General features: G+C 35.7%; 19 protein-coding genes. 7 read left to right on the forward strand and 12 right to left on the reverse strand.

Annotation, left to right across the window (positions count from 1 at the left end):
• The first annotated feature begins 18 nt into the window (after nt 1-18).
• Nucleotides 19-1,656 carry a CTP synthase gene (locus CSC80_RS13550; protein WP_099192533.1) on the forward strand — a complete coding sequence of 546 codons (1,638 nt, stop codon included), beginning with the start codon at nt 19-21 and terminating at the stop codon, nt 1,654-1,656.
• A gap of 70 nt (nt 1,657-1,726) precedes the next feature.
• The gene (yidC, locus tag CSC80_RS13555; protein WP_071340008.1) at nt 1,727-3,580 is read left to right on the forward strand and encodes a membrane protein insertase YidC; all 1,854 of its coding nucleotides are present in this window, start codon (nt 1,727-1,729) and stop codon (nt 3,578-3,580) included.
• Nucleotides 3,581-3,826: 246 nt separating this feature from the next.
• On the opposite strand, the gene CSC80_RS13560 is transcribed toward yidC, so the two are convergent.
• Entirely contained in the window at nt 3,827-5,374 is a 1,548-nt protein-coding gene (locus tag CSC80_RS13560) for a fasciclin domain-containing protein (RefSeq protein ID WP_099192534.1), read from the reverse strand.
• 304 nt (nt 5,375-5,678) lie between these two features.
• On the opposite strand from CSC80_RS13560, the gene mnmA reads away from it, so the two are divergent.
• Nucleotides 5,679-6,869, forward strand: coding sequence for a tRNA 2-thiouridine(34) synthase MnmA (gene mnmA / locus CSC80_RS13565; protein WP_099192535.1), 1,191 nt, complete (start codon nt 5,679-5,681; stop codon nt 6,867-6,869).
• 152 nt (nt 6,870-7,021) lie between these two features.
• On the forward strand, nt 7,022-7,963 hold the full coding sequence (locus tag CSC80_RS13570) for a nitronate monooxygenase (RefSeq protein WP_099192536.1): 942 nt from the start codon (nt 7,022-7,024) through the stop codon (nt 7,961-7,963).
• A 1-nt stretch (nt 7,964) separates the two neighbouring features.
• On the opposite strand, the gene CSC80_RS13575 is transcribed toward CSC80_RS13570, so the two are convergent.
• Nucleotides 7,965-11,396, reverse strand: a complete 3,432-nt coding sequence (locus CSC80_RS13575) for a HEAT repeat domain-containing protein (protein ID WP_099192537.1) — start codon at nt 11,394-11,396, stop codon at nt 7,965-7,967.
• A 196-nt stretch (nt 11,397-11,592) separates the two neighbouring features.
• On the opposite strand from CSC80_RS13575, the gene CSC80_RS13580 reads away from it, so the two are divergent.
• Nucleotides 11,593-12,528, forward strand: a complete 936-nt coding sequence (locus CSC80_RS13580) for a DUF1080 domain-containing protein (protein WP_099192538.1) — start codon at nt 11,593-11,595, stop codon at nt 12,526-12,528.
• A gap of 42 nt (nt 12,529-12,570) precedes the next feature.
• Here CSC80_RS13580 and CSC80_RS13585 read toward each other — a convergent pair whose 3' ends face one another.
• From CSC80_RS13585 to CSC80_RS13600, 4 genes are all read right to left on the reverse strand, one after another.
• Entirely contained in the window at nt 12,571-12,798 is a 228-nt protein-coding gene (locus tag CSC80_RS13585; RefSeq protein WP_099192539.1) for a DUF2007 domain-containing protein, read from the reverse strand.
• 12 nt (nt 12,799-12,810) lie between these two features.
• Nucleotides 12,811-13,923 (reverse strand): Gfo/Idh/MocA family oxidoreductase, encoded by a 1,113-nt coding sequence (locus tag CSC80_RS13590; RefSeq protein ID WP_099192540.1) that lies wholly within the window; start codon nt 13,921-13,923, stop codon nt 12,811-12,813.
• On the reverse strand, nt 13,913-15,295 hold the full coding sequence (locus CSC80_RS13595) for an ATP-binding protein (protein WP_099192541.1): 1,383 nt from the start codon (nt 15,293-15,295) through the stop codon (nt 13,913-13,915). The genes CSC80_RS13590 and CSC80_RS13595 overlap by 11 nt, the downstream gene beginning before the upstream one ends.
• Nucleotides 15,296-15,522: 227 nt before the next feature.
• Entirely contained in the window at nt 15,523-16,233 is a 711-nt protein-coding gene (locus tag CSC80_RS13600) for a pirin family protein (RefSeq protein WP_099192542.1), read from the reverse strand.
• Between the two features lie 194 nt (nt 16,234-16,427).
• Between CSC80_RS13600 and CSC80_RS13605 the strand changes: the two genes are divergently transcribed.
• A complete protein-coding gene (locus CSC80_RS13605) occupies nt 16,428-16,886 on the forward strand; it encodes a hypothetical protein (RefSeq protein ID WP_058105727.1) in 459 nt (152 codons plus the stop codon).
• 1 nt (nt 16,887) lies between these two features.
• Here the strand turns inward: CSC80_RS13605 and CSC80_RS13610 are convergent, their stop codons facing one another.
• Genes CSC80_RS13610 through CSC80_RS13635 form a run of 6 tightly spaced genes read right to left on the reverse strand, consistent with a single transcriptional unit; the run spans nt 16,888 to nt 23,050 of the window.
• A complete protein-coding gene (locus tag CSC80_RS13610) occupies nt 16,888-18,222 on the reverse strand; it encodes a DUF58 domain-containing protein (RefSeq protein ID WP_099192543.1) in 1,335 nt (444 codons plus the stop codon).
• A gap of 6 nt (nt 18,223-18,228) precedes the next feature.
• Nucleotides 18,229-19,227, reverse strand: coding sequence for a MoxR family ATPase (locus CSC80_RS13615; RefSeq protein ID WP_071339996.1), 999 nt, complete (start codon nt 19,225-19,227; stop codon nt 18,229-18,231).
• Nucleotides 19,217-20,437 carry a DUF4350 domain-containing protein gene (locus CSC80_RS13620; protein WP_099192544.1) on the reverse strand — a complete coding sequence of 407 codons (1,221 nt, stop codon included), beginning with the start codon at nt 20,435-20,437 and terminating at the stop codon, nt 19,217-19,219. The genes CSC80_RS13615 and CSC80_RS13620 overlap by 11 nt, the downstream gene beginning before the upstream one ends.
• Before the next feature lie 4 nt (nt 20,438-20,441).
• Nucleotides 20,442-21,161 carry a DUF4129 domain-containing protein gene (locus CSC80_RS13625; RefSeq protein WP_143751753.1) on the reverse strand — a complete coding sequence of 240 codons (720 nt, stop codon included), beginning with the start codon at nt 21,159-21,161 and terminating at the stop codon, nt 20,442-20,444.
• A gap of 1 nt (nt 21,162) precedes the next feature.
• Complete coding sequence (locus tag CSC80_RS13630) at nt 21,163-22,101, reverse strand: hypothetical protein (protein WP_099192546.1); 939 nt, start codon at nt 22,099-22,101, stop codon at nt 21,163-21,165.
• Nucleotides 22,070-23,050, reverse strand: coding sequence for a stage II sporulation protein M (locus tag CSC80_RS13635; RefSeq protein ID WP_099192547.1), 981 nt, complete (start codon nt 23,048-23,050; stop codon nt 22,070-22,072). The genes CSC80_RS13630 and CSC80_RS13635 overlap by 32 nt, the downstream gene beginning before the upstream one ends.
• 33 nt (nt 23,051-23,083) lie before the next feature.
• Here CSC80_RS13635 and CSC80_RS13640 point away from each other — a divergent pair, with 33 nt between their 5' ends.
• Complete coding sequence (locus CSC80_RS13640; RefSeq protein ID WP_058105734.1) at nt 23,084-23,809, forward strand: RDD family protein; 726 nt, start codon at nt 23,084-23,086, stop codon at nt 23,807-23,809.
• The last annotated feature ends 1 nt before the right edge of the window (nt 23,810 follow it).

The following is a 23,810-nucleotide window of genomic DNA, read 5'->3' on the forward strand; positions in this document are numbered from 1 at the left end:
TAACATAGAATTCGATACATGGCACAAACCAAATACATCTTCGTTACGGGAGGCGTTACTTCTTCGTTAGGAAAGGGCATTATTGCTGCATCTTTGGCGAAATTACTGCAATCTCGCGGATACAAGACTACAATTCAAAAACTAGATCCTTACATTAATGTAGATCCAGGAACCTTAAACCCTTATGAGCATGGCGAGTGTTATGTAACTGATGATGGTGCGGAGACCGACTTGGATTTGGGTCATTACGAGCGTTTCTTAAACGTACGTACCTCACAGGCAAACAATGTTACTACAGGTAGAATTTACCAAAGCGTAATTGAAAAAGAACGTAGAGGAGAATTTTTAGGTAAGACCGTACAGGTAGTTCCGCATATAACCAATGAGATAAAAGAACGTGTGCAGTTGCTAGGCAATAGTGGCGATTACGATATTGTAATTACAGAAATTGGTGGTACTGTAGGTGATATAGAATCGTTACCATACATAGAAGCGGTTAGACAGTTACTTTGGGAGTTGGGTGATGATAATGCCATAGTAATACATTTAACCTTGGTACCTTTTTTATCTGCAGCTGGCGAGTTAAAGACAAAGCCAACACAGCACTCTGTTAAGACTTTAATGGAAAGCGGTATTAAAGCCGATATTTTGGTATGTAGAACAGAGCATGAGATTTCTAATGAAATAAAGGATAAGTTAGCACTTTTCTGCAATGTTAAGCGCGAAGCGGTAATACAAAGTATTGATGCATCTACTATTTATGATGTTCCATTATTAATGCAAGAAGAAGGCTTAGATACCGTAACATTGCAGAAATTAGCATTGCCAAATACCGTAGAGCCGGATCTTACCCGTTGGAATGAATTTTTGATAAGGCATAAAAACCCTAAGAACGAGGTTACTATTGGTTTGGTTGGTAAGTATGTTGAGTTACAAGATTCTTATAAATCAATTTTAGAGGCATTTATACACGCTGGAGCATCAAATGAGGTTAAGGTGAATGTAAAATCGGTACATTCTGAATATATAACCGAAGATAATTACAAAAACAAGCTTAAAGGATTAGATGCTATTTTAGTAGCACCTGGTTTTGGTGAGCGAGGTATAGAAGGTAAGGTAAAGGCTGTTGAATTTGCTCGCGTAATGCAAATACCGTTTTTAGGTATTTGTTTAGGTATGCAAATGGCGGTCATAGAATATGCACGCAATGTTTTAAAACTTGCCGATGCAAATTCAACCGAGATGGATGAGAACACTCCTGATCCGGTTATTAGTATTATGGAAGAGCAAAAAACTGTAACCGATAAAGGAGGTACAATGCGTTTAGGTGCTTGGAATTGTGATTTAAAAGACGGTAGCTTAGTGAAGAAAATGTATGAAGGTGCTTCTCAAATATCTGAACGTCACCGTCATAGATATGAATTTAATAATGCATATTTAGAGCAATTGGAAAATGCCGGACTTTTAGCAACTGGTTTTAACAAGGAGACCAATTTGGTTGAAATTGTGGAGTTAAAAGATCATCCATGGTTTATAGGTGTGCAATATCACCCAGAATACAAAAGTACGGTTGCCAATCCGCATCCATTATTTGTAGGTTTGGTAAAGGCAGCTTTAGACCATAAAAAGGCACAAAGTAATGCCACATTGGCATAAACTTCATATTTGGGCATATATTTGCAATCTTAAAAAATTCAAAATAGACCCAATTAATTAGAAACACCACATGGAAGAAAAGAAATTTGATGTACAATCCATCATAGGCTTTGTGCTTATTTTTGGAATACTCATCTTCATGTTTTACCAAAACAGACCTACTCCAGAAGAGTTGGCGGCAGAAAAGGCAAAACAAGAGCAAGTAGAAGCTGCGAAGGCATCAGAAAATTTAGAAACAGAGACTGTAGGTAACAATGAACCACAGTTAGATTTACAAGATTCTACAGCAGTTGCCAATTACCAAGGTAAATTAGGTGCATTTGGGTTTACAAAACCATCTAATGATATTACCACCTTGGAGAATGATGTTCTTTTGTTGAAAATCAGTAATAAAGGTGGGCAGATCGTAGAGGCGAAAATGAAACAGTACGTTACTTATGATTCTGTACCGGTTTATTTGGTAAAAGATGGTAACGCTTCTTTCGCATTAGATTTCTCTACATCTGACAACAGGGTGTTGAATACGGCAGATTTGTATTTTGAGCCATCAATGTCAAATGATAATGGCAATCAAGTTTTGTCGTTGAAAGCAAAGACTTCAAACAATCAATATTTGGAGTATAGGTATGTCATGAAACCAAATGATTATTTGGTTGATTTTATGATTAAATCCAAAGGATTGGATAACGTCATTAGTACAAGTAAACCTGTAACATTAGATTGGAAGTTAAAAGGTATTCGACACTCAAAAAGTATTCAATATGAAAATAGGTATACGCGTTTAACCTATAATCATGAAGATGGTAAAATTAGCAAGTTATCTGAAGGAAGTGATGATGAGGAAACCGAAGAGGATATAAAATGGATTTCTTACCGTCAACACTTTTTCTCAAGTATATTAGCAGCAGATGTACCATTTAAAAATGGAGATTTGACTTCGGTTAACTTGGTAGAGGAAGAAAGTAGAACCTTTGGTTTTACAAAAGAATATGCATCTGCGTTACCAGTGGACTTGGAAGGCGGAGAAATTTCTAAAGATTTACATTGGTATTTTGGTCCAACAGATGTAGATACCCTTTCAAAGTATGAAGATTTGGGTCTAGATGATTCCATTCCTTTTGGGTGGGGTATTTTCGGTATGATCAATCGTTATGTGTTTACGCCATTCTACGGTCTTTTAAGCACGTATTTTCCTTATGGTATAGCAATTGTGATCATGACGATATTGGTACGTTTGGCAATGTCGCCTGTAACATATAAATCCTACTTGTCACAAGCAAAAATGAAGGTGTTGAAACCTGAAATTACTGAGCTTGGCGAGAAATACAAGGATAATGCCATGAAAAAGCAACAAGAAACCATGAAGCTTTATGGTAAGGCAGGGGTAAGCCCCATGAGCGGTTGTATACCAGCGGTTATTCAAATGCCGATATTCTATGCACTTTTCATGTTTTTTCCAACATCGTTCGCATTACGTCAAAAATCATTTTTATGGGCAGATGACCTTTCTTCTTTTGATACTATTTATCAATTCCCAGAAGGATTCTCTATTCCATTTTACGGTGATCACGTGAGTCTGTTTCCTATATTGGCATCTATAGCTATTTTCTTTTATATGATGATGACTACAGGACAGAATATGCCAACTCAACCAGGTATGCCTAACATGAAATTTATCATGTACTTAATGCCATTTATGATGTTGTTTTTCTTTAACAACTATGCAAGTGGATTGAGTTTGTACTACTTCGTTTCTAACTTGATTACTATTGGTATTATGCTGGTCATTAAGAATTTTATACTTGATAATGATAAAATTCATGCCCAGATACAGGAGAATAAGAAGAAACCTAAAAAGGAAAACAAATTCCAAAAGAAAATGCGCGAGATGATGGAACAAGCAGAAGCGCAAAAGAAGAACTAATTTTATTGTTCTATATAAAATGAAAAGCCCTTTCAAATTTGAAAGGGCTTTTGCCATTAAATAGAGTTGGTTTGGTAAGATTTGGGATGGTAAAGATGTAATTAAATTAAAGTTCAATAAAAAGTTAGTTGTAAAGGGTGGCTTATTGTATGTTAAAATAGTCTGTACTGATGTTAGTCATTTTATGGCATAAAAAAACCTTCCCATAAAGGAAGGTTTTTAAATTTGGTGAATAGCGCTAGCTTATTACAATGCATCTATCGCTGCTTGTGGTAAAAGGACCTTGTTAATAACGTGTACAACACCGTTGCTAGCTTCAACATCGGCAATAATAACTGATGCATTATCCTCGCTTGCATCCTCTAAATGAACGGTACCATCTTTAATGTTAATACCTACATTTTCACCTTGTACGGTTGCAATAGTTTGGCCGTCACTTAAATCCGTAGAAAAAGCAGCTGTTCCAGAAACTACGTGAAAAGTTAAAATAGTAGTCAATAATTCTTTTTCGGCTTCGGTATCAAAATCCGCAAGGCTATTATAATCCTCTCCTAAAGAATCTAGTAATGCTGCGAAGGCATCATTAGTTGGGGCAAATACTGTAAAGGGACCTTCCCCGTTTAAGGTTTCTACCAAACCAGCATCTGCTTGCACCAGAGCATCTACCAATAAGCTTAGGTCGTCTGTAGCTACTGCAGTATCTACAATGGTTTTCAATTGTAAGCTCATAACAAAGTCTATTGCCGCTTGTGGTAATAATACTTTATCAATAGTATGTGCAACACCGTTAGATGCCATAATATCTACTGCTGTAATATTTGCGTTGGTATCGGAAGCATCACCGATTACGAATGTATCCCCAGAAGAAATTATTTCAACGCTGTTGTTTTCAAACGCCGTTGCAACCTGTCCTGCAGCCAAATCAGTAGATTTTACTTCAGCGGCAATAACGTGAAATAATAAAATATTTTTTAATAAGTCAATTTCTTCATCTGTATCAAAATCATCAATGCTATTATAATCGTCGCCTAAAACCTCTAACAATGCTACAAAGGCATCATCTGTAGGTGCAAATACGGTAAATGGTCCATCAGAACTCAAAGTAGCGGCTAAATCAGCCTTAATTACCGCTGCCTCTAAAAGGGATAAAGGTTCGGTAGCTACAACAATATCCACCAATGTGCCATTCTCTTCAGGCATTTCCTCTCCGTTCAAAGCATCTATAATAGCTTGTGGTAGTAATACTTTATTAATAACGTGAACCACTCCATTACTGGCCTCTACATCTGCAATAACTACTTTAGCATCAATTTCAGTGGCGTCATCGATGAAAACATCACCATCAATATTAATGGTTAAATCTTCACCTTGTACTGTAGTCACCATCATACCGTTGGACAAATCGGTAGAGTTGGCAGCTACACCTGCAACTACATGATAAGTTAATATTGAAGTTAAGATCGCTCTCTCTTCGTCCGTATCAAAATCTGCCAAAGTATCAAAATCATCTAATTGGTTCAATAGTTCGGTAAAGGCATCATTAGTTGGTGCAAAAACGGTAAATGGACCGTCGCCGCTTAATGTGCCTACTAAATCAGTGCCTTCTGAGTTGTCAGCAGTTGTAAGGGCAGAAACTAATGAGGTAAGCGCATCTTCCGCCTGAGCTGTCTCTACAATGTTCATTTCGTTTGGTGTCATAGGTGTTACACCGTCATCATCATCACTACATGACCATGTAACTATGGAAATGGTGAGTACTAGTAAAAAATTTCGTAATCGTAACATTTTTTTCATAACTGTGTTTTTAAGGATTGTTCAATTGAATATGTAAGATGTTTAACATTAATGGCTATAAAATACATATATGGTAGTAAAACATCTACAATGCTAAAAATACGATAGTTACATTTTGTTTAAACAATTTTTAAAAAAGTTTAACAAAATATTTTTAACTCAATAAAATTAGCTGCTAGTACGTAGTTGATCTGAGCTCTTCTTTTTATTAAGATTGTAGGCAGTGAATAAAGAGTATGTGTATTTTTAAATAAATAGACTTTGAATTGAAATTTTGTAATTTTGTTGCGACCAAGATGAAGAGATGAAAAAAGTAGTAATAGGACTTTCTGGAGGAGTAGATTCAAGCGTGGCGGCATACCTTTTAAAAGAGCAAGGTTATGACGTTATTGGCCTGTTTATGAAGAATTGGCATGATGATTCGGTGACGATATCAGAAGAATGTCCGTGGTTAGAAGATAGTAACGATGCCTTGATCGTTGCAGAGAAGTTGGGTATTCCATTTCAAACGGTTGATTTAAGTGCTGAATATAAAGAACGTATAGTTGACTACATGTTCAGGGAATATGAAATGGGGAGAACCCCAAACCCTGATGTGTTATGTAATAGGGAGATCAAATTTGATGTCTTTATGAAAATAGCGATGCAGCTTGGGGCAGATTATGTAGCTACGGGTCATTACTGTAGAAAAGGCACTATCAAAAATACAGACGGTACCGAAACCTATCAGTTATTGGCAGGGAAAGATGGTAATAAAGATCAGTCTTACTTTTTATGTCAATTATCGCAAGAGCAATTATCAAAAACCTTATTTCCAATAGGGGAGTTGACCAAGCCACAGGTGAGGGAAATTGCCGGAAAAATGAATTTGATCACCGCTGATAAAAAAGATTCTCAGGGTTTATGTTTTATTGGTAAAGTAAGATTGCCTGAATTTTTACAGCAACAATTAAAACCTAAGACCGGTAAAATTGTTGAGGTTCCTGCCGGGTTAGATGCTTATGCACAAATAGCGCCAAGTTTTGATGATAAAAAATCAGAGTTGGCCTACTATGCGGAGAAACCGGTATATCATTTAAATGATGGTAAAGTAGTAGGTGAGCACCAAGGGGCACATTATTTTACCAAAGGGCAACGTAAAGGCTTGCATGTTGGTGGAACAAAAGAACCTTTATTCGTAATCGATACTGATGTTAATGAGAATATCATTTATACAGGTCAAGGTAAGGCACACCCAGGTTTGTATAGAAGAACTTTGTTTGTAAAGGATGAAGAAATACATTGGGTTCGTGAAGATTTAGCTCTGAAAATGGATGAGAAGTTAGAGGTAAAAGCACGTATAAGATACCGACAAGAACTACAGGAAGCTACCATATATAAAGTAGAAGGTGGTATGTACGTAGATTTTAAGGAAATGCAATCTGCCATTACCGAAGGTCAGTTCGTAGCTTGGTATTTAGAAGATGACCTTATAGGATCTGGGGTTATTTCTTAAATTTATATGGGGTTATAGGAGGATTAATAATAATCAAAACTGTAACATATTATTCCATAGTAGGTATTACGGAGAATCAATGCTTGCGTTGAAAATTATAGTAACTATTGAATATAATCCTTTGGTGTTTTCCAGGGTAATTTACCTAGCTCATGCAAAATAGAATTTCTGAACTTTTCAAGATAGAATTTCCAATAATTCAAGGAGGTATGATTTGGACCAGCGGATGGCGATTAGCCAGTGCGGTTTCCAATGCCGGTGGTTTGGGAGTTATTGGTGCCGGTAGTATGTATCCAGATGTTTTACGTGAGCATATTCAAAAATGTAAAAAAGCGACTTCAAAACCTTTTGGAGTGAATATACCGATGTTATATCCTGATATTGATAAGTTGATGGATATTATTGTTGAGGAAAACGTCAAGATCGTATTTACATCCGCGGGAAACCCAAAAACGTGGACACCCTTTTTAAAGGAAAAAGGAATTACGGTTATACATGTTGTCAGTAGTTTAAAGTTTGCTTTAAAGGCACAGGATGCGGGAGTAGATGCCATTGTAGCAGAAGGTTTTGAGGCAGGTGGACATAATGGTCGTGATGAAACAACAACTATGGTTTTAATTCCGGCGGTTAAAGAGAAAATTCATATTCCCCTAATAGCCGCTGGTGGTATAGCAACAGGGAAAGCAATGTTAGCGGCAATGGTCTTAGGTGCAGATGCTGTGCAGGTTGGTAGTAGGTTTGTGGCAAGTGAAGAAGCATCTAACCATATGAACTTTAAAGAAGTTGTGGTTAAAGCCAAAGAAGGCGATACCCATTTGACGTTAAAGGAGCTTGCCCCTGTTAGATTAGTAAAGAACAAGTTCTATAATGATGTACAAAAAGCCTACGCTACAGGAGCAAATATTGAAGAACTAAAAACTCTTTTAGGAAGGGGGCGTGCCAAAAAAGGTATGTTTTTAGGCAATTTAGAAGATGGTGAGCTAGAGATTGGTCAGGTATCGGCTTTAATACATGACATAAAACCGGCTGGTGAAATTGTTAAAGCGCTGATGAAAGAGTTTAATGAGAGGAAAGCAGAACTTTCCTCTCTATAGATTAAACTTCTTTATCTTCCCCTTCGATCACCCGCTTTTTATTTCTCAAAGATCCAAGGTATTCAATAAGATCGCGAAGTTCTCTTCTTGAAATCATTCTACCCATTGCTGGCATTGCCGACATGGAATTCTCTCTACTGGCAATTCTCATTAAAGGGACTCTTAAAGGCTCCGCTTCAGAAGTTCTTAGTAGTAATTCTTTGTCATTTTCCTCAATAAGAACACCTTGTACTTTTTGTCCGTCTTTCAACGTAATGGTTACGGTGCCATAGCCTGGTGCCAAACGTATACTAGGTTCTATAAGCGCTTCTAGCAATTGTTGTCTGTTTAGGATATTGCCAATATTGTCCAATTTTGGTCCAACCTCTCCACCAGAGCCATTTACTGAGTGGCAACGTACACATTGTGCCGTGGGATTATTGTTGAATACAGATCTACCGGCCCACCAATTTCCACCATATAGCGTTTCTTGAAAAGAATCGGCGGAATAACCAGCCTCCTTAAGTTTGTCTAATTGAGCTATTAATTTTGGGTTTTCGGTTGCATTTACAGATTCCATTAAATCTAATAATATACCCTGCTTAAGTTGGTCTTTACTGGCTTTATTAATTAGGCTAGATAGTAATGCATTACTATTCTCTACAGGTAGGTCACCTAAAACATTTAACATTCTCTGTTGTTCAGATATAGAGCCTCTTTTAAAAATAGGGTCTACAATGCTAGGAAGTTTTTCTTTAGGTATATTTAATTGCGCCAAAAGACCTACGGCTGCTGTTCTTACTTCTTCATAGCTGTCTTTCATACCAATGGACATGGCAGTTTCCATTTGTTCGAATTTTAATTGACCAAGACTGTTTAGTACTGTAGCACGTACCTCTGCTGATTTATTGTATCTAAAAATAGAGAATAACTCATTGTTATAATCGGTAATGCCCACTGCGCTCAATGTCTTAGAAATACCAATTAAAATTTCAGGTTGGCGTTCATTTAAAAATGAAGGGATATCTTTTCTGATCTTCTCTTCTAGTTGACCGTTTTGCCTAATTATTTCTCCTCTATATCTACCATCTACACGGTCTAAGAGAGAAGGATTGTTCCAAGTTCCCAAGGCGGCAAGAGCCTCGCCACGTAAGTCGCTGGAAACACTTTTTCGCTTTGCAAAATTGATAAGGAAATCTAGTTGTTCATCACCACCAACGCGTAAAGCTGCATTGATCGCTCTTCTTAATAATGGTTCTGAGGTAAATTTCTCATTATTAAGGGTAGCCGCCAATGCCGGCAATGCAGCCTCTATAGAAAGATCATCGTTTATGGCACGAGCGGCTTCTGTTACTATATACTCATCTTTATCAGATAAAAATATTGAAATATTAGGGTCTTGTAATTTTCTCAAGACAAGAACTGCTGCAATACGCAAACTTCTGTTCTCATTATTGGCAAGAGCTAAAATTGGTTCTGCTTTTCCTATTCTTGCAAGAGCCAATACGGCAGCATGTCTTAGGTAAAGATCTTGATCATTATTTGCTTCGATCATTGCCAAAAGTGGTTCTATGGCGTTTTCATGTTTCAATCTTCCTAATGCTTGGGCAGCATAGAACTTAACCCGATCGTTCTCGTGTGTAGTCAATGCTATTAAACTATCGGCAGCTTTCCCGTACCTTACATCACCAAGAACTTTTACACTTTGCGCGATAATTTCAGAATCTTCGTCACTTAATAGATTTAATAAAGGTTCGGCATCATCAACATCTTTTGCCGCAATTTGTCCAATACCCCATATGGCGTGAATACGTGCAAATTGGTTTTCTTCCTCAGTTAAAGCCTTTTCTAAAGCTCTGTATCCCCAAAAAGTTCTTTTGGCGAGTTCAAATTGTGCTTTTTGCCGAATTCTCATATCATCATATGAGAGTAGTTTTATAAGATTATCAGTTTTGTCATCTTCATAATTATGGGTCATTAACCGTTGTGTTTCTAACCTTTCTTGTTCAAGGTCATTGGTTTGGTCCGTAACGTCTAATTTCCATACCCTTCCGTAATTTTTGGTTCCCCAACCATTAACCCAATCGGCAAGGTATAATGCGCCATCTGGACCAAAATCAATACCTGTAGGCAATACTCCGGATAAGATAGATTCCTCACTCTTCAGTTCAAAAGAGGCACCTTTCGTTTTTAGATCAAAAGACCAAATATGTGATCTGCTGGGGTCACCTACAAATTCTACTAAGAAAAATTTGTCCATCCACTTTTTGCCCAAAGCGGTGCCAGGGTTATATCTCATTCCGGTAGGTCCGTTATGAAAATTCTGAATAGGAGGTATGATATACGCGGCTTGACCATCCCAATGTGGGGTAAAGAGTTTTTCATCCATCCAAACGTTATAACCATTGTTCTTTGGGTCCGTATATTTTCCATACTGCCAATTGGCTCTCCACCCAGCATCTGAACCTTCTACGATATGAACCAGGCGTTCACTTTCTCCCTTATGGTCACCGTCGTTATCAGAAGAAATAATATTTCCGTAGGCATCAAAAACAAACTCATGCGTATTGCGCAGACCGTGAGCAAAAACCTCAAAGTCACTTCCATCTAGGTTACTTCTTACAATTACCCCTTCATTTGGGTACTTATGGTTTTCACCATCAACGGTAGTAATGTTGGCACCAATATCACCAATACCCCAATATATTTTACCATCTGGACCTTCTATGGCACCAGACATACCGTGACCGCTAAATCCTATATGTACGGCAAAGCCCTCTGCAATACTCGTTTTTTCGTCTAAAATTTTATCGCCATTAGTATCTGTTAAGCGATACATACCTGGACCAATACCAACAAAAACATCGTTATCACGTACTAAGAGTGCGCCGGCCACATCATTGATTTCATCGCTAAAATCGTTCATAATCTGGGTAGAAATATCTGCAATACCATCATTATCGGTATCTTGTAACATCCAAATTTCATCTTGTTCAACGGCAAGATCTTGCCAGTCATGAATGCTATCATTATTAAGGTCAGGTAACCATTCATTTTCTTTACTAAGTTCAGGAGCAAAAGTTTTATGAAGAAAAGCTCTTCTATCTTCCACAGATTCTAGGGAGATGGATTCTGTCATCCAATCTCTATGTCCGCGAATATCAAATTCTGAGTTTTTGGCTCTGTTAGTACGTGTAATGTATACATTGCCTTCATTGTCAATATCAAGTGCAATGGGGTCTGGAGCTAAGGAATCTGAAGCCCAAAGACTTAGTTCTAGTCCGTCTGCAACTTCAGCAGTAATGGTTTCTCGAGCTAATTTAGCCATTTCAATAAGCTCGGTACTATCTTGTTGAATGGTTAACGGAATTTCGACAGGCTTTTTATTGATGCATGAAATAGAAAAAAATAATAGGGCGATTACCCCCAAAAGGAATTTTTTAAAGAATGTCATTGTTGTTTGGTTGAATTGAAACTTAAATGTAGCGAATAATGGAGATAATCAAGAAAGAAATTGAATAGTTGTTAAGTTATTAACCATATATGATATAGATTTATCAATTTGAAATATAAACGACATTTAAATTAATGTGGTGAAACTGTAACTATAAGTTCTGCTATATTTGATTACTTATTAAACTAACAATGATATGAATACTATTAAAACAGCTGTATTTGTTTTTCTGACGGCAATCGGTTTAACATGTGCACAAGCGCAAGAAGGTCATCCTTTAGAGGGAAAATGGAATTTGACAATTGATCAAGAAGGAGAGAAGCTACCATCTTGGTTAGAAATTAGGCACTCGGGTACCAATACATTGATCGGAAGATTTACATATGCTTTTGGTAGTGCAAGACCTGTAGCCGAAATAGAAAAGCACGGAGAATTATTTTCTTTTGAATTACCTCCACAATGGGAGCCAGGAGCTGCCAATATGGAATTTGAAGGGAAAATAGTAGGGGAAGGGCTAGAAGGAACCATGATATATGTAGATGGTAAAACATATAATTGGACAGCAACAAAATCGCCAAAATTACCATACTATGAAAATGCAAAAGAAGGGAAGACCATAAAACTTTTTAATGGAAAGAACTTAAATGGTTGGATGATGCAACCGGGCAATCAATGGGCGGTGTTAGATGGTATATTGACCAGTGCAAAACCTGGAGTCAATTTAGTCTCGGAAGAAAAATTCAAGGATTTTAAATTACATGCAGAATTTAGATATCCTGAAAATAGTAATAGCGGACTTTATTTAAGAGGGCGTTATGAAGTACAAATTGCTGATAACATTGGGTTGGAACCATCTTCAATTTATTTTGGCGGAATCTACGGATTGTTGACCCCAAACGAAAATGCCGCTAAGAAAGCGGGCGAGTGGCAAACCTATGATATTACGTTGATAGGTAGAAGAGTAACCATAGTTGCCAACGGAAAAACTATTATCTCTAATCAGAATATAGACGCTATGACAGGTGGAGCTTTAGATAATAATGAAGCAGAGGCCGGACCTATTATGATTCAAGGCGATCACGGACCTGTAGAATTTAGAAAACTAGAAATTACGCCATTGAGCAAAGGTTAATTTAAAGTATAGGGATAAAAGCCTCTATTTTAGAGGCTTTTTTTATGCTTTTTTATTGAGCGTAGTTATTAAAGCAAGCGATTTCTCTTCCTCATCTTTGTGCACAAACACCTCAATAAGTTCGGGCAAAGGACTGCCAAAACCCGCTAACCTAGCAGATTCGGTTTCGTCTTTGATTACGGCCTTGATATTGTTGTCTTCTAAAGTTAGTTTTATACGTTGAGCTTCTATTTTATTACCGCCAAATACTTTTATATAGTCTGTGTCCATTTTTTTTTTTTTTTAATTTAAAAGAATTGTTTTTCCGCTTTTAGCACTCTTGATGGCAGATTCAAGAATTTCCATAGTTATCAAATTGTTTTCTAAAGAGTATACATTGTACGGTTCTAATTGAAGTGTGCCATTAATAACTGCAGCAAAAACGGCGAAAGGGTCATTGTAGGGCTCTTCCCGCTCTCCCAGAAGAAATGTTTCTTCGGTATAATCGCTATAGCCCTTAGAAAGTCTAACTCTTAATTGGGTAGGATTGTCAGAGTAAATAGCACCTTTAGTGCCATAAATTTCCATATCTTTTCTGCCAATTGGCCAGTTCCAAGAAGGTTCTAAGATGGCCATTTCATTCTCATAAGTTAATATAATAGTTGCATCGTCATCAACATTCGGGTTGTTTTCTTTTTGTAGTTGCTGTGTTACGGCAGTAATGCTTTTTGGTCTTTTACCCTTAGTTATCCATGTCATTAAATTGGCGCCATAGCAACCAAAATCTGTTATAGCACCGCCACCGTTTAAATTGGGGTCCGTTAACCATTCTAAAAATTCACTAGAGACACCAATGTTTTTAGGTCCCTTATGTCCATCTCTAATAATTACCTTCCTTAATTCACCAATTTCTCCTTGTTGGTATAGTTCAATAGCTTTGACATTGGTTTTGTACCATGAAGTTTCATAATTGGTCAATACCCGAATATTATGTGTGTCTACGAGTCTTTTAATTTCCTTCGCATCATCATAGGTAGTTGCCAATGGTTTTTCTACCATAACATGAATTCCTTTTGGGGCACATGCTTTCACTACTTTTAAATGATCCTTAATGTTGCCAAAAGCTGCAACCGCATCAGGGTTGACCATGTTAATCATTTCATCCATGGTACTGAAAACGATATCCATAGAGAAACCAAATTCTTTGGAAAGTTTTATGGCCAGTTCTTGATTGGGTTCTACAATTCCTACCATGTTCATATCCGGTTGCTGGCCTCTGCCAAGAATCCATCCAACGTGTCCATGGGTTAGTCCTGCTACTCCTAATTTTAACGGAGGTTCTTGAGCATAGACCAAGGTCGTTATAATCAAGGTTAATACTAGATGTATATTTTTAAAATTAAAGTTAGTTGACATTATCAATTAATTCATGGGTTGGCTTTTGTTCCAATAAATTTGTACTTATGGTAAAGTAAAATATACTGCCTTTGTTTTCTTCGGAAGTCACCCATATTTTACCTAAATGATGATCTACAATTTTCTTACTCCCATAAAGCCCAATACCTGAGCCTTCAAATTTAGATTGGTTGTGTAATTTGTGAAAGGCATTAAATATTTTTTCTGACTGTTCGCTCGGAATTCCTATACCGTTATCTGCAACGCTGAACAAATAATCATTCTCTCTTTTCTCAGATGTAATGGTGATTATTGGCTCCTGAGCAGATGATTTAAATTTTAAAGCGTTGTGAACTAAATTCTGAAATAGCATTCTAATGTCGCTTGGTCTGGCAATAAGGGTTGGTAATTCATTAAATTTAATTGTAGCCTTTGTTTCTTTAATTTTTTCAGAAAGGTCATCAAGAACAGATTGCAATATTACAGTAACGTTTACAGATTCCATACCGCTTGAGTTTCCAATTTCAGCATATTTTAAGAGACCTTCTACTAAGTTTGTAAGTCTAGTAGAACTGCCCTGCAAATGTTTAAGATAACTACTGAAATTAGCATAACTAGAAATGGCGTGTTGTTTTTCCAACTCGCTGGCAATAACATTTATGTTGTTCAATGGTCCTCTAAGGTCATGGGTAACTATAAAGGTAAATTCTTCTATATGGGTATTTTTAAGTTTTAATTCATTGTTCAATACCTCTAGTTTTTTATTCTGGTTCTTTAGGTTGTCTTGTGCCTTTTTTAAGTTGAGTTCACTTTCTTTTAAAGCTTCAATATGATTTTCCAAATCTGTAGTATAAGCCCTAGTTTTATTTTGATCGTACATTCTAAAGGTTAGTGATAGCCAACCTAAACTCGCTAAAAATGCAAACACTTCATCAAAAGGAACGTCTATGGTGCCAAGTATTGGACCATACATAGTAACATAAATAGTAGGCAGTATAAACGCAAGTACATCAAAAAAAATGATGATGTTTCTTAACCTAGGATTTTTACGATACCCGATAAACGCTAGAAAACCCATGGTAGCAAAGGCAACTCCTTGTCCAAAATAGCCACCAATTAGGAGTATAAGCGACATAAAAACCAATGGAGGTAATAATGTCATGTATAACCTAGTTGCTTGTCGGTAATCTAATCGATTTAAGATAAAACCAATGCCAAATACCACTGCAACAATAAGAGCGAGAATTTGTTCTATATACGAATGAAAAATTAACGTGTATATAAAAACCAAAAAAGTGAAAATAGCGGATATGATGGTAATTAAACCAAATTCGTCGGTAATGTCCCTGCTTTTAGCTTTATGATTTTTTGATGTCGTATTTAGCTGTGACAAATGATTTAAATTTTAATGTAGTCAATTTGAGTTCTAAACAAATAAACAAGAGCGTTAATGTTTGATCAGTATCAAATTAAAAGTAATTGTTATACATATATTCGTTAATAATGAAATAGAAACATAACTCAAACAGGGGAAGTTGTAAACAATTTAATTTCTACTTAAATATAATCAAGTAATAATTAATAAGCACAATATTTTTTGCTTTAAAATGGCTTTTAAATTTATTGCATTGGTATTTCCATTAGCAATATTTCAGTTTCGCTATTTGCAGTTATATTCAGGGAATTTACATCCCAGATACCTAAACCGTCTCGGGAGTTCATCTTTTGGCTTTCAATTTCGACTTCACCTTTGATAACAAAAATATATACTCCGTTTCCATCCAAATGAATTGTGTAATTGTCTGTAGCCCCGGTGTCATATTTTCCCAAATAAAACCATGCATTTTGTTGGATCCAAACTCCTTGATCGTCTTCGTAAGGAGATAATATTTGATATAAACTGTTTTTAGTTGCAATTTCTAAGGTTGAAATTTGATCATATCTTGGAGTTATATTTCGTTGATTAGGAATAACCCATATTTGCAAAAACTTGACCTCATCAACTGAACTTTGGTTATACTCGCTGTGGGTAACTCCATTACCGGCACTCATTACTTGAATATCTCCTGCTTTGATAATTGTACTATTGCCCATATCATCCATATGTTGAAGGTTACCTTCTAATGGTATAGAAATAATTTCCATGTTTTTATGGGGGTGTGCCCCAAAACCACGCCCCGCTGCAACCGTATCGTCATTTAAAACTCTTAAGGTTCTAAAATTCATTCGTTCTGGGTTATAATAATTGCCGAAACTAAAACTATGATAAGAGTTTAGCCAACCGTGATCGGCATGACCTCTAGTGTCCGATTTGTGAAAAATTGTTTTCATTTTTTATATTTTTTATAATGATTTTAGTCGAGAATTATGGCATAACTTTACCTTAGAATATATAATAAAATGCAGTGCTGAGTCTATTGTGTTAGATTTTGATTCATACTGTGGAATTATTGATTCTATTAATTTACAGCATAATTTAATTTGCTTAAGTACGTTATAAAATAAAAATTCCTTTTTCCCCTAATATGAAATTTAATATACTATTTTTTGCTTTTATTTTTGGTGTTTATGTGAATGCTCAGGATCCAAGCGATGCAGCTAAACATATAGGAGCAGGTGTGGTCATTGGTGCAGCAGGAGGATATGCAGCACATAAAATATCAGACGGACAACGTGGTTGGAAATGGGCAGGAGCAGTAGGTAGTAGTTTAGCCGCTGGTCTTGCGAAAGAAGCAATTTATGATCAGTCTAAAGGGTATGAATGGGAAACTAAAGATGTTTTGTATACTACTTTAGGCGGTGTTCTTGCAGGGATGGCGATTGATATACTGACTGATAATAGTAGAAGAAGAAGTGGTGGGGGTAAAAGCTGTGGCTGTCTCGTAGCTCATTTTGATAGTAATAAAGTTCAACTCCCAAAGTTCGTTGAAACTGGCACTGGTGATATATTCTCAGAGGTACAGGCAGCCTATTTACTGAATTGATTTATAATAACCCTTTTGCTTTTATCTCTAAATATTTATTGATGGTGTTTATGGTAAGGTCTTCGGGCTTTGTCAGTATGGTCTGTATGCCATACTTTTTTAGTTCATTGACCACTAGTTGTTTTTCATAAATAAATTTCTCTGCAATTGCCTGTTCAAAAACTTCTAGTGTATTGTTGGGTTTACATTTTGCGTACGATACAAGTTCTGAGTTTTCAAAGAAAATAACGACCAGTAAATGTTGTTTGGCAATAGCTTGCAAGTAAGGAAGTTGGCGATGCAAGGCATCAAGGGTTTCAAAATTGGTATACAGTAATAATAGACTCCTTTGTGGTAAATTTCTTTTTACATCAATATATAACCTACTGAAATCACTTTCAACAAAGTTGGTCTTGAGGTTGTAAAGTGTTTCTAATATTAAGTTCATTTGTGAACTTCTGCGTTCTGCAACAACTCTGTTTTCTATTTTATTGCTAAAAGAGAAAATACCTGCTTTGTCATTTTTTTTGAGGGCAATGCTGCTGATGACCAAGGTAGCGTTTATGGCGTAATCCAGTAAGCTGAGTGAATTAAAAGGCATTTTCATGACCCTGCCTTTATCAATTACAGAATAAATCGGCTGTGACTTTTCATCTTGAAATTGGTTGACCATTAGTTGCCCTCTTTTGGCAGTGGCTTTCCAATTTATATTTCTTATATCATCACCTTGTATGTAATCTTTGATCTGTTCAAACTCCATCGTATGACCGATTCGTCTAATTTTTTTAATGCCAAATTCAAGTAATCTGTTGCTGAATGCCATAAGGTCATACTTGCGAAGTTGTAAAAAAGAAGGGTAAATAGGTACTTCTTTATCTTGGTCAAACGTATATTTTTTAGCTAAAAGGCCAATGGGTGAAATGGCGAATACATTTAAATTTCCAAAACTATAAACGCCCCTTTCTACGGGTCTTACAGCATAGGAGTATAGTTTCTGCTCTCCCGGTTTTAATAGGCTGTTAAAATTAAAATCTCGCTTTTGAAATTGAAACGGAAGTTCATCTATAATGGTTATTTGAGCAGAAAACAAATATTTGTTGGTGACTTCTATCTTAATCGTATTTTCATCACCATTAGAAAGTTTGTCGGTAACAATTCTATGCGCTGTAATTTGCCCTTTTGACAGAAAAAGTAAAATGGCATCGGTAATAAGTAAAGCTAAAAAAAGGTAAAATAGAAGCTTTGGAATATATGCAATGTTTTCAAAAATATAAGATAGTAGAAAACATAGGATAACTCCTGATAACACCAAGAAGAACCTTTTTTGAATAAATATATTTTTGAAAATCTTTTTCACTGAAGTTTATCTTGGGATTTCTATGGTTTGAATTAAATCCTTGATCATTTTCTCAGCTGTATAACCCTCCATTTCACGTTCTGGAGTCAGAATAATTCTATGGCATAGTATAGGGCTTACTACTTTCTTTATATCATCTGGTGTAATAAAATCTCTTCCGTTAATGGCGGCAACGGCTTTAGAAGCATCTAAAATGGCAATAGATGCCCTTGGAGATGCGCCTAAATAAAGGTTGGCGTTTGTTCTGGTATTATTAACGATTGCTGCAATATATTTTAGAAGATTATCTTCCACGACAATATCTTTGATGACCTTTTGGTAAGCGGCAATTTGTTCAGCCGAAAGAATAGCATCTATAAGCGATTCTACATTATTGTTTTTTTGATGGTGTTTATTTTCTAAAATCTGTACTTCTTCTTCTAAAGTTGGGTAGTGCACATTGATTTTAAAAAGAAAACGGTCTAATTGGGCTTCGGGTAATCTGTAGGTGCCTTCTTGCTCTACAGGGTTTTGGGTAGCAAAAACCAAAAACGGAGGTTGCATGTCAAATTCATTACCATCTATGGTTATTTGTCTTTCTGCCATAGCTTCAAAAAGTGCAGCCTGTGTTTTTGCCGGAGCTCTGTTTATTTCGTCGATCAATATAATATTTGAAAAAATAGGACCCTTTTTAAATTCGAATTCAGATGTTTTAACATTGAAAATAGATGTTCCAAGAATATCACTAGGCATTAAATCTGGCGTAAACTGTATTCTGCTAAAATCTACGTTCATAGTTTTTGCAAGTAGTTTTGCGGTTACAGTTTTGGCAACACCTGGAACCCCTTCTATAAGTGAATGACCGTTGGCTAAAATTGAAACGATCAAAAGTTCGATCATTTCTTGTTGACCGATTATAACCTTTCCTAATTCGGCTTTTACCTTGGTAACAGAATCTTGAAGCTTGGTAAGATCTATTCGAGAATTAAATTCTACCTGCTGCTCGTCTTGTGTGTTATCTTCCATAAGATTGTTTAAATGTATTTATTTTCTTGGCAAGTACTATAGCGTCTTGTTCAGAATGTATAGGTTTGTTTTTAAGACTAAGAATGAACTCGATGAGGTCTTTGGTTTCTTCTATCGATTTTCCTGCCTTAGCACTTAATTGGGCTATTAGTTTTTCATCTAGAACCGTACTGTTTACGTAAAACCTATTTCGAATATGTGTTAAAAAATAGGTGATTTTTTTATGGTTCAAGTTGGTGTAGTCTTTCTTTTGATGGTATAATGACCCCACGGTTTTAGCAAATTCTACAGAAGAATTTTCTAATGGTTTTATAATTGGTATTATTCGTTGCTCTCTTTTTGCCTTGAAAATAACAAATAGCAATAAACCAGTAATTGTTAGGTAGTAACTCCATTTTAAAGCAGATTGATTTAAAACGAACCGCATTGGAGAGGTAATTACTTTACGCCCAGATTTCTTATAATCGTCCCATATTAGGGTATTGTTATTCAAATAAGCGAAACTTTGACTACTGTAACCAATTTTATCACTTAACATATAATAGTTGGTATAAGCAATAGGCAGGGTGTTGATAATAAAATTTCCTTTGCCAAATGAAGTTTTTATGAAGTTGGGACTTATTTTTATTTCATTGGGGGTGTTATTTAGCAATGTGGAACTTTTCACGTGAATATGACCTAAAATTTCTGTTTTGGCGGTATCAATACTGGTTAAATATGCAGGGATGATTCCTCTTTCAAAATAGAAAGCCTCTTCATTAAAATGTGCATTGGTAAATGATGCTTTAGTTGAATCTTCTTTTATATCATACCGTTGTTCAATGGTGATATTCAATGTGTCTGCCAATTTACCGGTAAGGTTGCTCGTAGCTATGAATACCTGATTGCCTTCGTCAACAAATTTTAATAGTTGGTTTGTTTCCTGTTCGTCCAAATAAATAAAATCATTGATCAAAATGTAATTGGCGGCAGTTGAGGTATCTCGATCTACTAGCACATCATAGATGTTTTCTTCTACAGTTTCAATATCGTTATGTGGAAAAATAGATGCTAACTCATTATAAAGCACGTAGCAACCGAACGGAATTTTAGATGCCAATGTGTAAGACGGGCTCCAATTGATCGGTCTTGGGCGTACTATTTCTGTTACAATGATACCAATAAGCACCGCAACCAAAAGACCAAGTATTATTTTAGAACGTTTTCCCAAGTTACTATTGAATTAGTTTGTTGATTGCCTCAAAATCTAAGACAGATATGGTGTATCTATCGTTATCTATATCTTGTTCTCCGTACCATATATAATCGTATAGATAGGCTATTCTTTTAAAACCTTGTTTTAACTGTGGTTGTTCGATCTCGTTAACGTAATCTGTATTGGTTTTATCAAAATGCCAATCTATAATATCTTTTTTAGACAGTTTTTGCAGTGATAATAGAAACTGGTAACGTACCGCTAATCTGTAGTCCTTGTTTGCAAGGGCCTCATTCAATAAGTTGCCGATATCAACACCTTCAATGTGTTCTTCGGTAAGGTTAATATCGTTGATCGTTTTAGCCTTTTTTTGAAAGATTGCGCTGAAATTTTCATTGATCAGGAATTTTACGAGCAGGTAAATGGCGAGAATTCCTAATAAGATATAAATGAGATATTCTAAAAGTTGTAATACTTCTGGAGATAGGGTAATGCCAAATACATCGAATAGCCCTTGCCCAACCCAATTTAAAAATCGGGCAAATAAATTTTGAGATTCGCCGGTTTTAAAGGTATAGTTGAATTCATCGCCTGAATATTTCTTTGTCAGGTCATCTTCAAAATTTCTCAATGTTAAAACTGATGAAGTATCGGTTTTAACAATACTATCTGTTTTATGTTGAGCAAATGAATTAAAGGTCATCAACAAAAAGAAAATATAAATGAATGGTAGTCTCAAATTAATCGTTTTGTCCTATTTGTTCAATTCTTGCCCTTGTATTTTCATTATAAGTTTTTTCATGTAATGCATAATATAATATACCATTGATAAACTGGGAAAGACATTGTCCGTATACCGCAATAATCAGGAAAATGGATAACCCTAAAGTGTAAACAATTGTTGAAACAATGGAATTTGTATAATCTACATCGTTCTCTACAACATGAAAAGTATACACCCCTATTATAATACCGGGTATGATCAAAGCGATCATTAATAGCAAACCTAATAATAAACCTAAAATAAAGTTTACTCCTATAGATTTCCAAAAACTACCGGTTACAAGTTTCCAACCTTCGCCCAAGGCATCGGTAACGCTTTTTTTATTTTGGAGCATATCAAAAAAAGAAACACCGATCCAGGCTGTTAAAAAGAACTGAACAATATACTGGGCAAAAAAGCCTAGTAGGGGTATAATGGCTAAAATTATGGCCACTATAAAATAGACAAGGTAAATAGGTATAAGCAATAAGACAAAAAGCAGAATATTTCCAAATTGGCTTTTGGCATATTGCCAAACTTCTTTTTTGTCTACGTTACAGTCTTTGGTTTCTTCATATTTTATCATATAACTGGTAGAAAGCGAATAATTTAGAAAAGCAACTCCCAGAAAAATAACAAAGAATAAAAATCCTCCTATACCTAAATAAACATAATACTCTTCTTCAGCAGCTAAATTATCGGAAAACGGACTTTGCCCAGATTCGTGTGCTATCATTCCTATAAAACCAGAAACCAATAGGTAACTGGTAATTAAAAGTCCTATTAAAAAAATACCATTGTAGCTTAAGAAAACATTGGTAAAGCTTTTTATGTTCTGTTTAAAAAAATCAAAATAAGCGGAGATAATACCGCCGAATTCACGATTAACCTTTAGCGGTATGTAATTGTCTTTCATGTTTGGTATTTAGTAAAATAGGATATGCTATGTAATAAAAAATGATTAGAAATAATGATGTTCCAATAATTATGAATGCCAACCAATTGGGCATATTGGTATACCTTGTTATAAATCCTTCAATAAATCCGGCAATTATAAAAAACGGTATGGTGCTGACTACAACTTTAAGTCCATCTTTGGCACCCTTCATAAAAGAGACGCGCCTAGCGTACGTTTTCGGAAAAAGTATGCTGTTGCCCATTATTAGACCTGCACAGCCGGCAATAATAATAACCGATATTTCTATGGTACCGTGAAGCCAAATTTGTTTATTGGCCTCAAAGAAAACTCCTTTGGTATAAAAAAAAGTAATGAATGCCCCGAGCATTACACCATTTGAAAATAATATATATGCGGTGCCTATACTTGTGATTACCCCAAAGGCAAATGCTAAAAAGGCAACTCTAATATTGTTAATGGTAATTCCCAAAAAAGAACCAATTTCACTACCGCCTTTATAGATTGCTGCTGGATCACCGTTAGCTATGTTGTTAAGTGTTTCATTGACATAGGCATCACCTAAAATCAACCTTACAAAGGTAGCATCGTTAATAGCGGATAAAGAGCCAATGGCAGATGCGATAATAAAAATTAAAAAGGCTATGCCCAAGGTGTTATGGTACTGTCTAAAAAAAAGAGGGAATTCTGTAATCCAAAAACTGAGAATTCGATTTTTACTTTCCTTTTTGTTCTTATAGATTTTCTGGTGGGCAAGAGAAGCAAGTTCGTTTAAATACAATAAAGTCTTACTTTCTGCGTAATACGTTTGCGCGTATGCCAAATCATTGGTCAGTTGAATATAGCCATTGGCAAGTTCATCTGGGTCGGTAGAAGCACCTAGGTTAATAGCTTTTTCAAAAGCTATCCATTTTTCCTTATTTTGCTTTACAAAAGCAGCTTCGCGCATAAACTATATTTACCTTGTTAAATTTAAGATTAAATGAATAACCTTCAAATCAATACAACGCAAAATGTTAACCTTAATTATACTATTGTTAGTATTGGTGAAAGAATTGTAGCATTTTTTATAGATGCATTTATACTTTACCTCTATTTTATCTTGGTGAATTTAATTGGCGATGCTATAGGTTATATATATTCAGATGGATGGACGCAGAGAGGTTTAGTTGCTTTAATTTCTTTACCGGCAATGTTTTATACACTTTTAATGCATATTACCTTTAATGGTAGAACCGTTGGTAAAATGATTATGAAAATGAGAGTGGTAAAGGTAGATGGTTCACCCGTTCATTGGAGTAATTATTTAATTAGATGGATGTTACGTTTGGTTGATATTTGGATTTTTCTTGGGTCTATAGGTTTGCTCACTATTTTATTCTCCGATAAAAAACAGCGTTTAGGTGATGCCGCGGCAGGTACGGTGGTCATTAGCACAAAGAATAGGACAAAGGTTTCCCATACCATTTTAGAAGAGGTGGAAGATGCTTATGTGCCTCAAATCATGAATGTTACTATGTTGACCGATAAGGATGTTAGACTTATTAAAGAAACATTTGGGATAGCTAAAAAAAGTAATGATTTTAAGACGTTAAAAGCGCTTAGAGAGAAAGTTGAAAGTATCTTGCAGACCAATTCGGAATTGTACGATATTGCGTACTTGGATACCGTTCTAAAAGACTATAATTACTTTACGCAAAAGATCTAGC

The sequence above is a fragment of the Maribacter sp. 6B07 genome (assembly GCF_002700155.1).
Lineage (GTDB): Bacteria > Bacteroidota > Bacteroidia > Flavobacteriales > Flavobacteriaceae > Maribacter > Maribacter dokdonensis.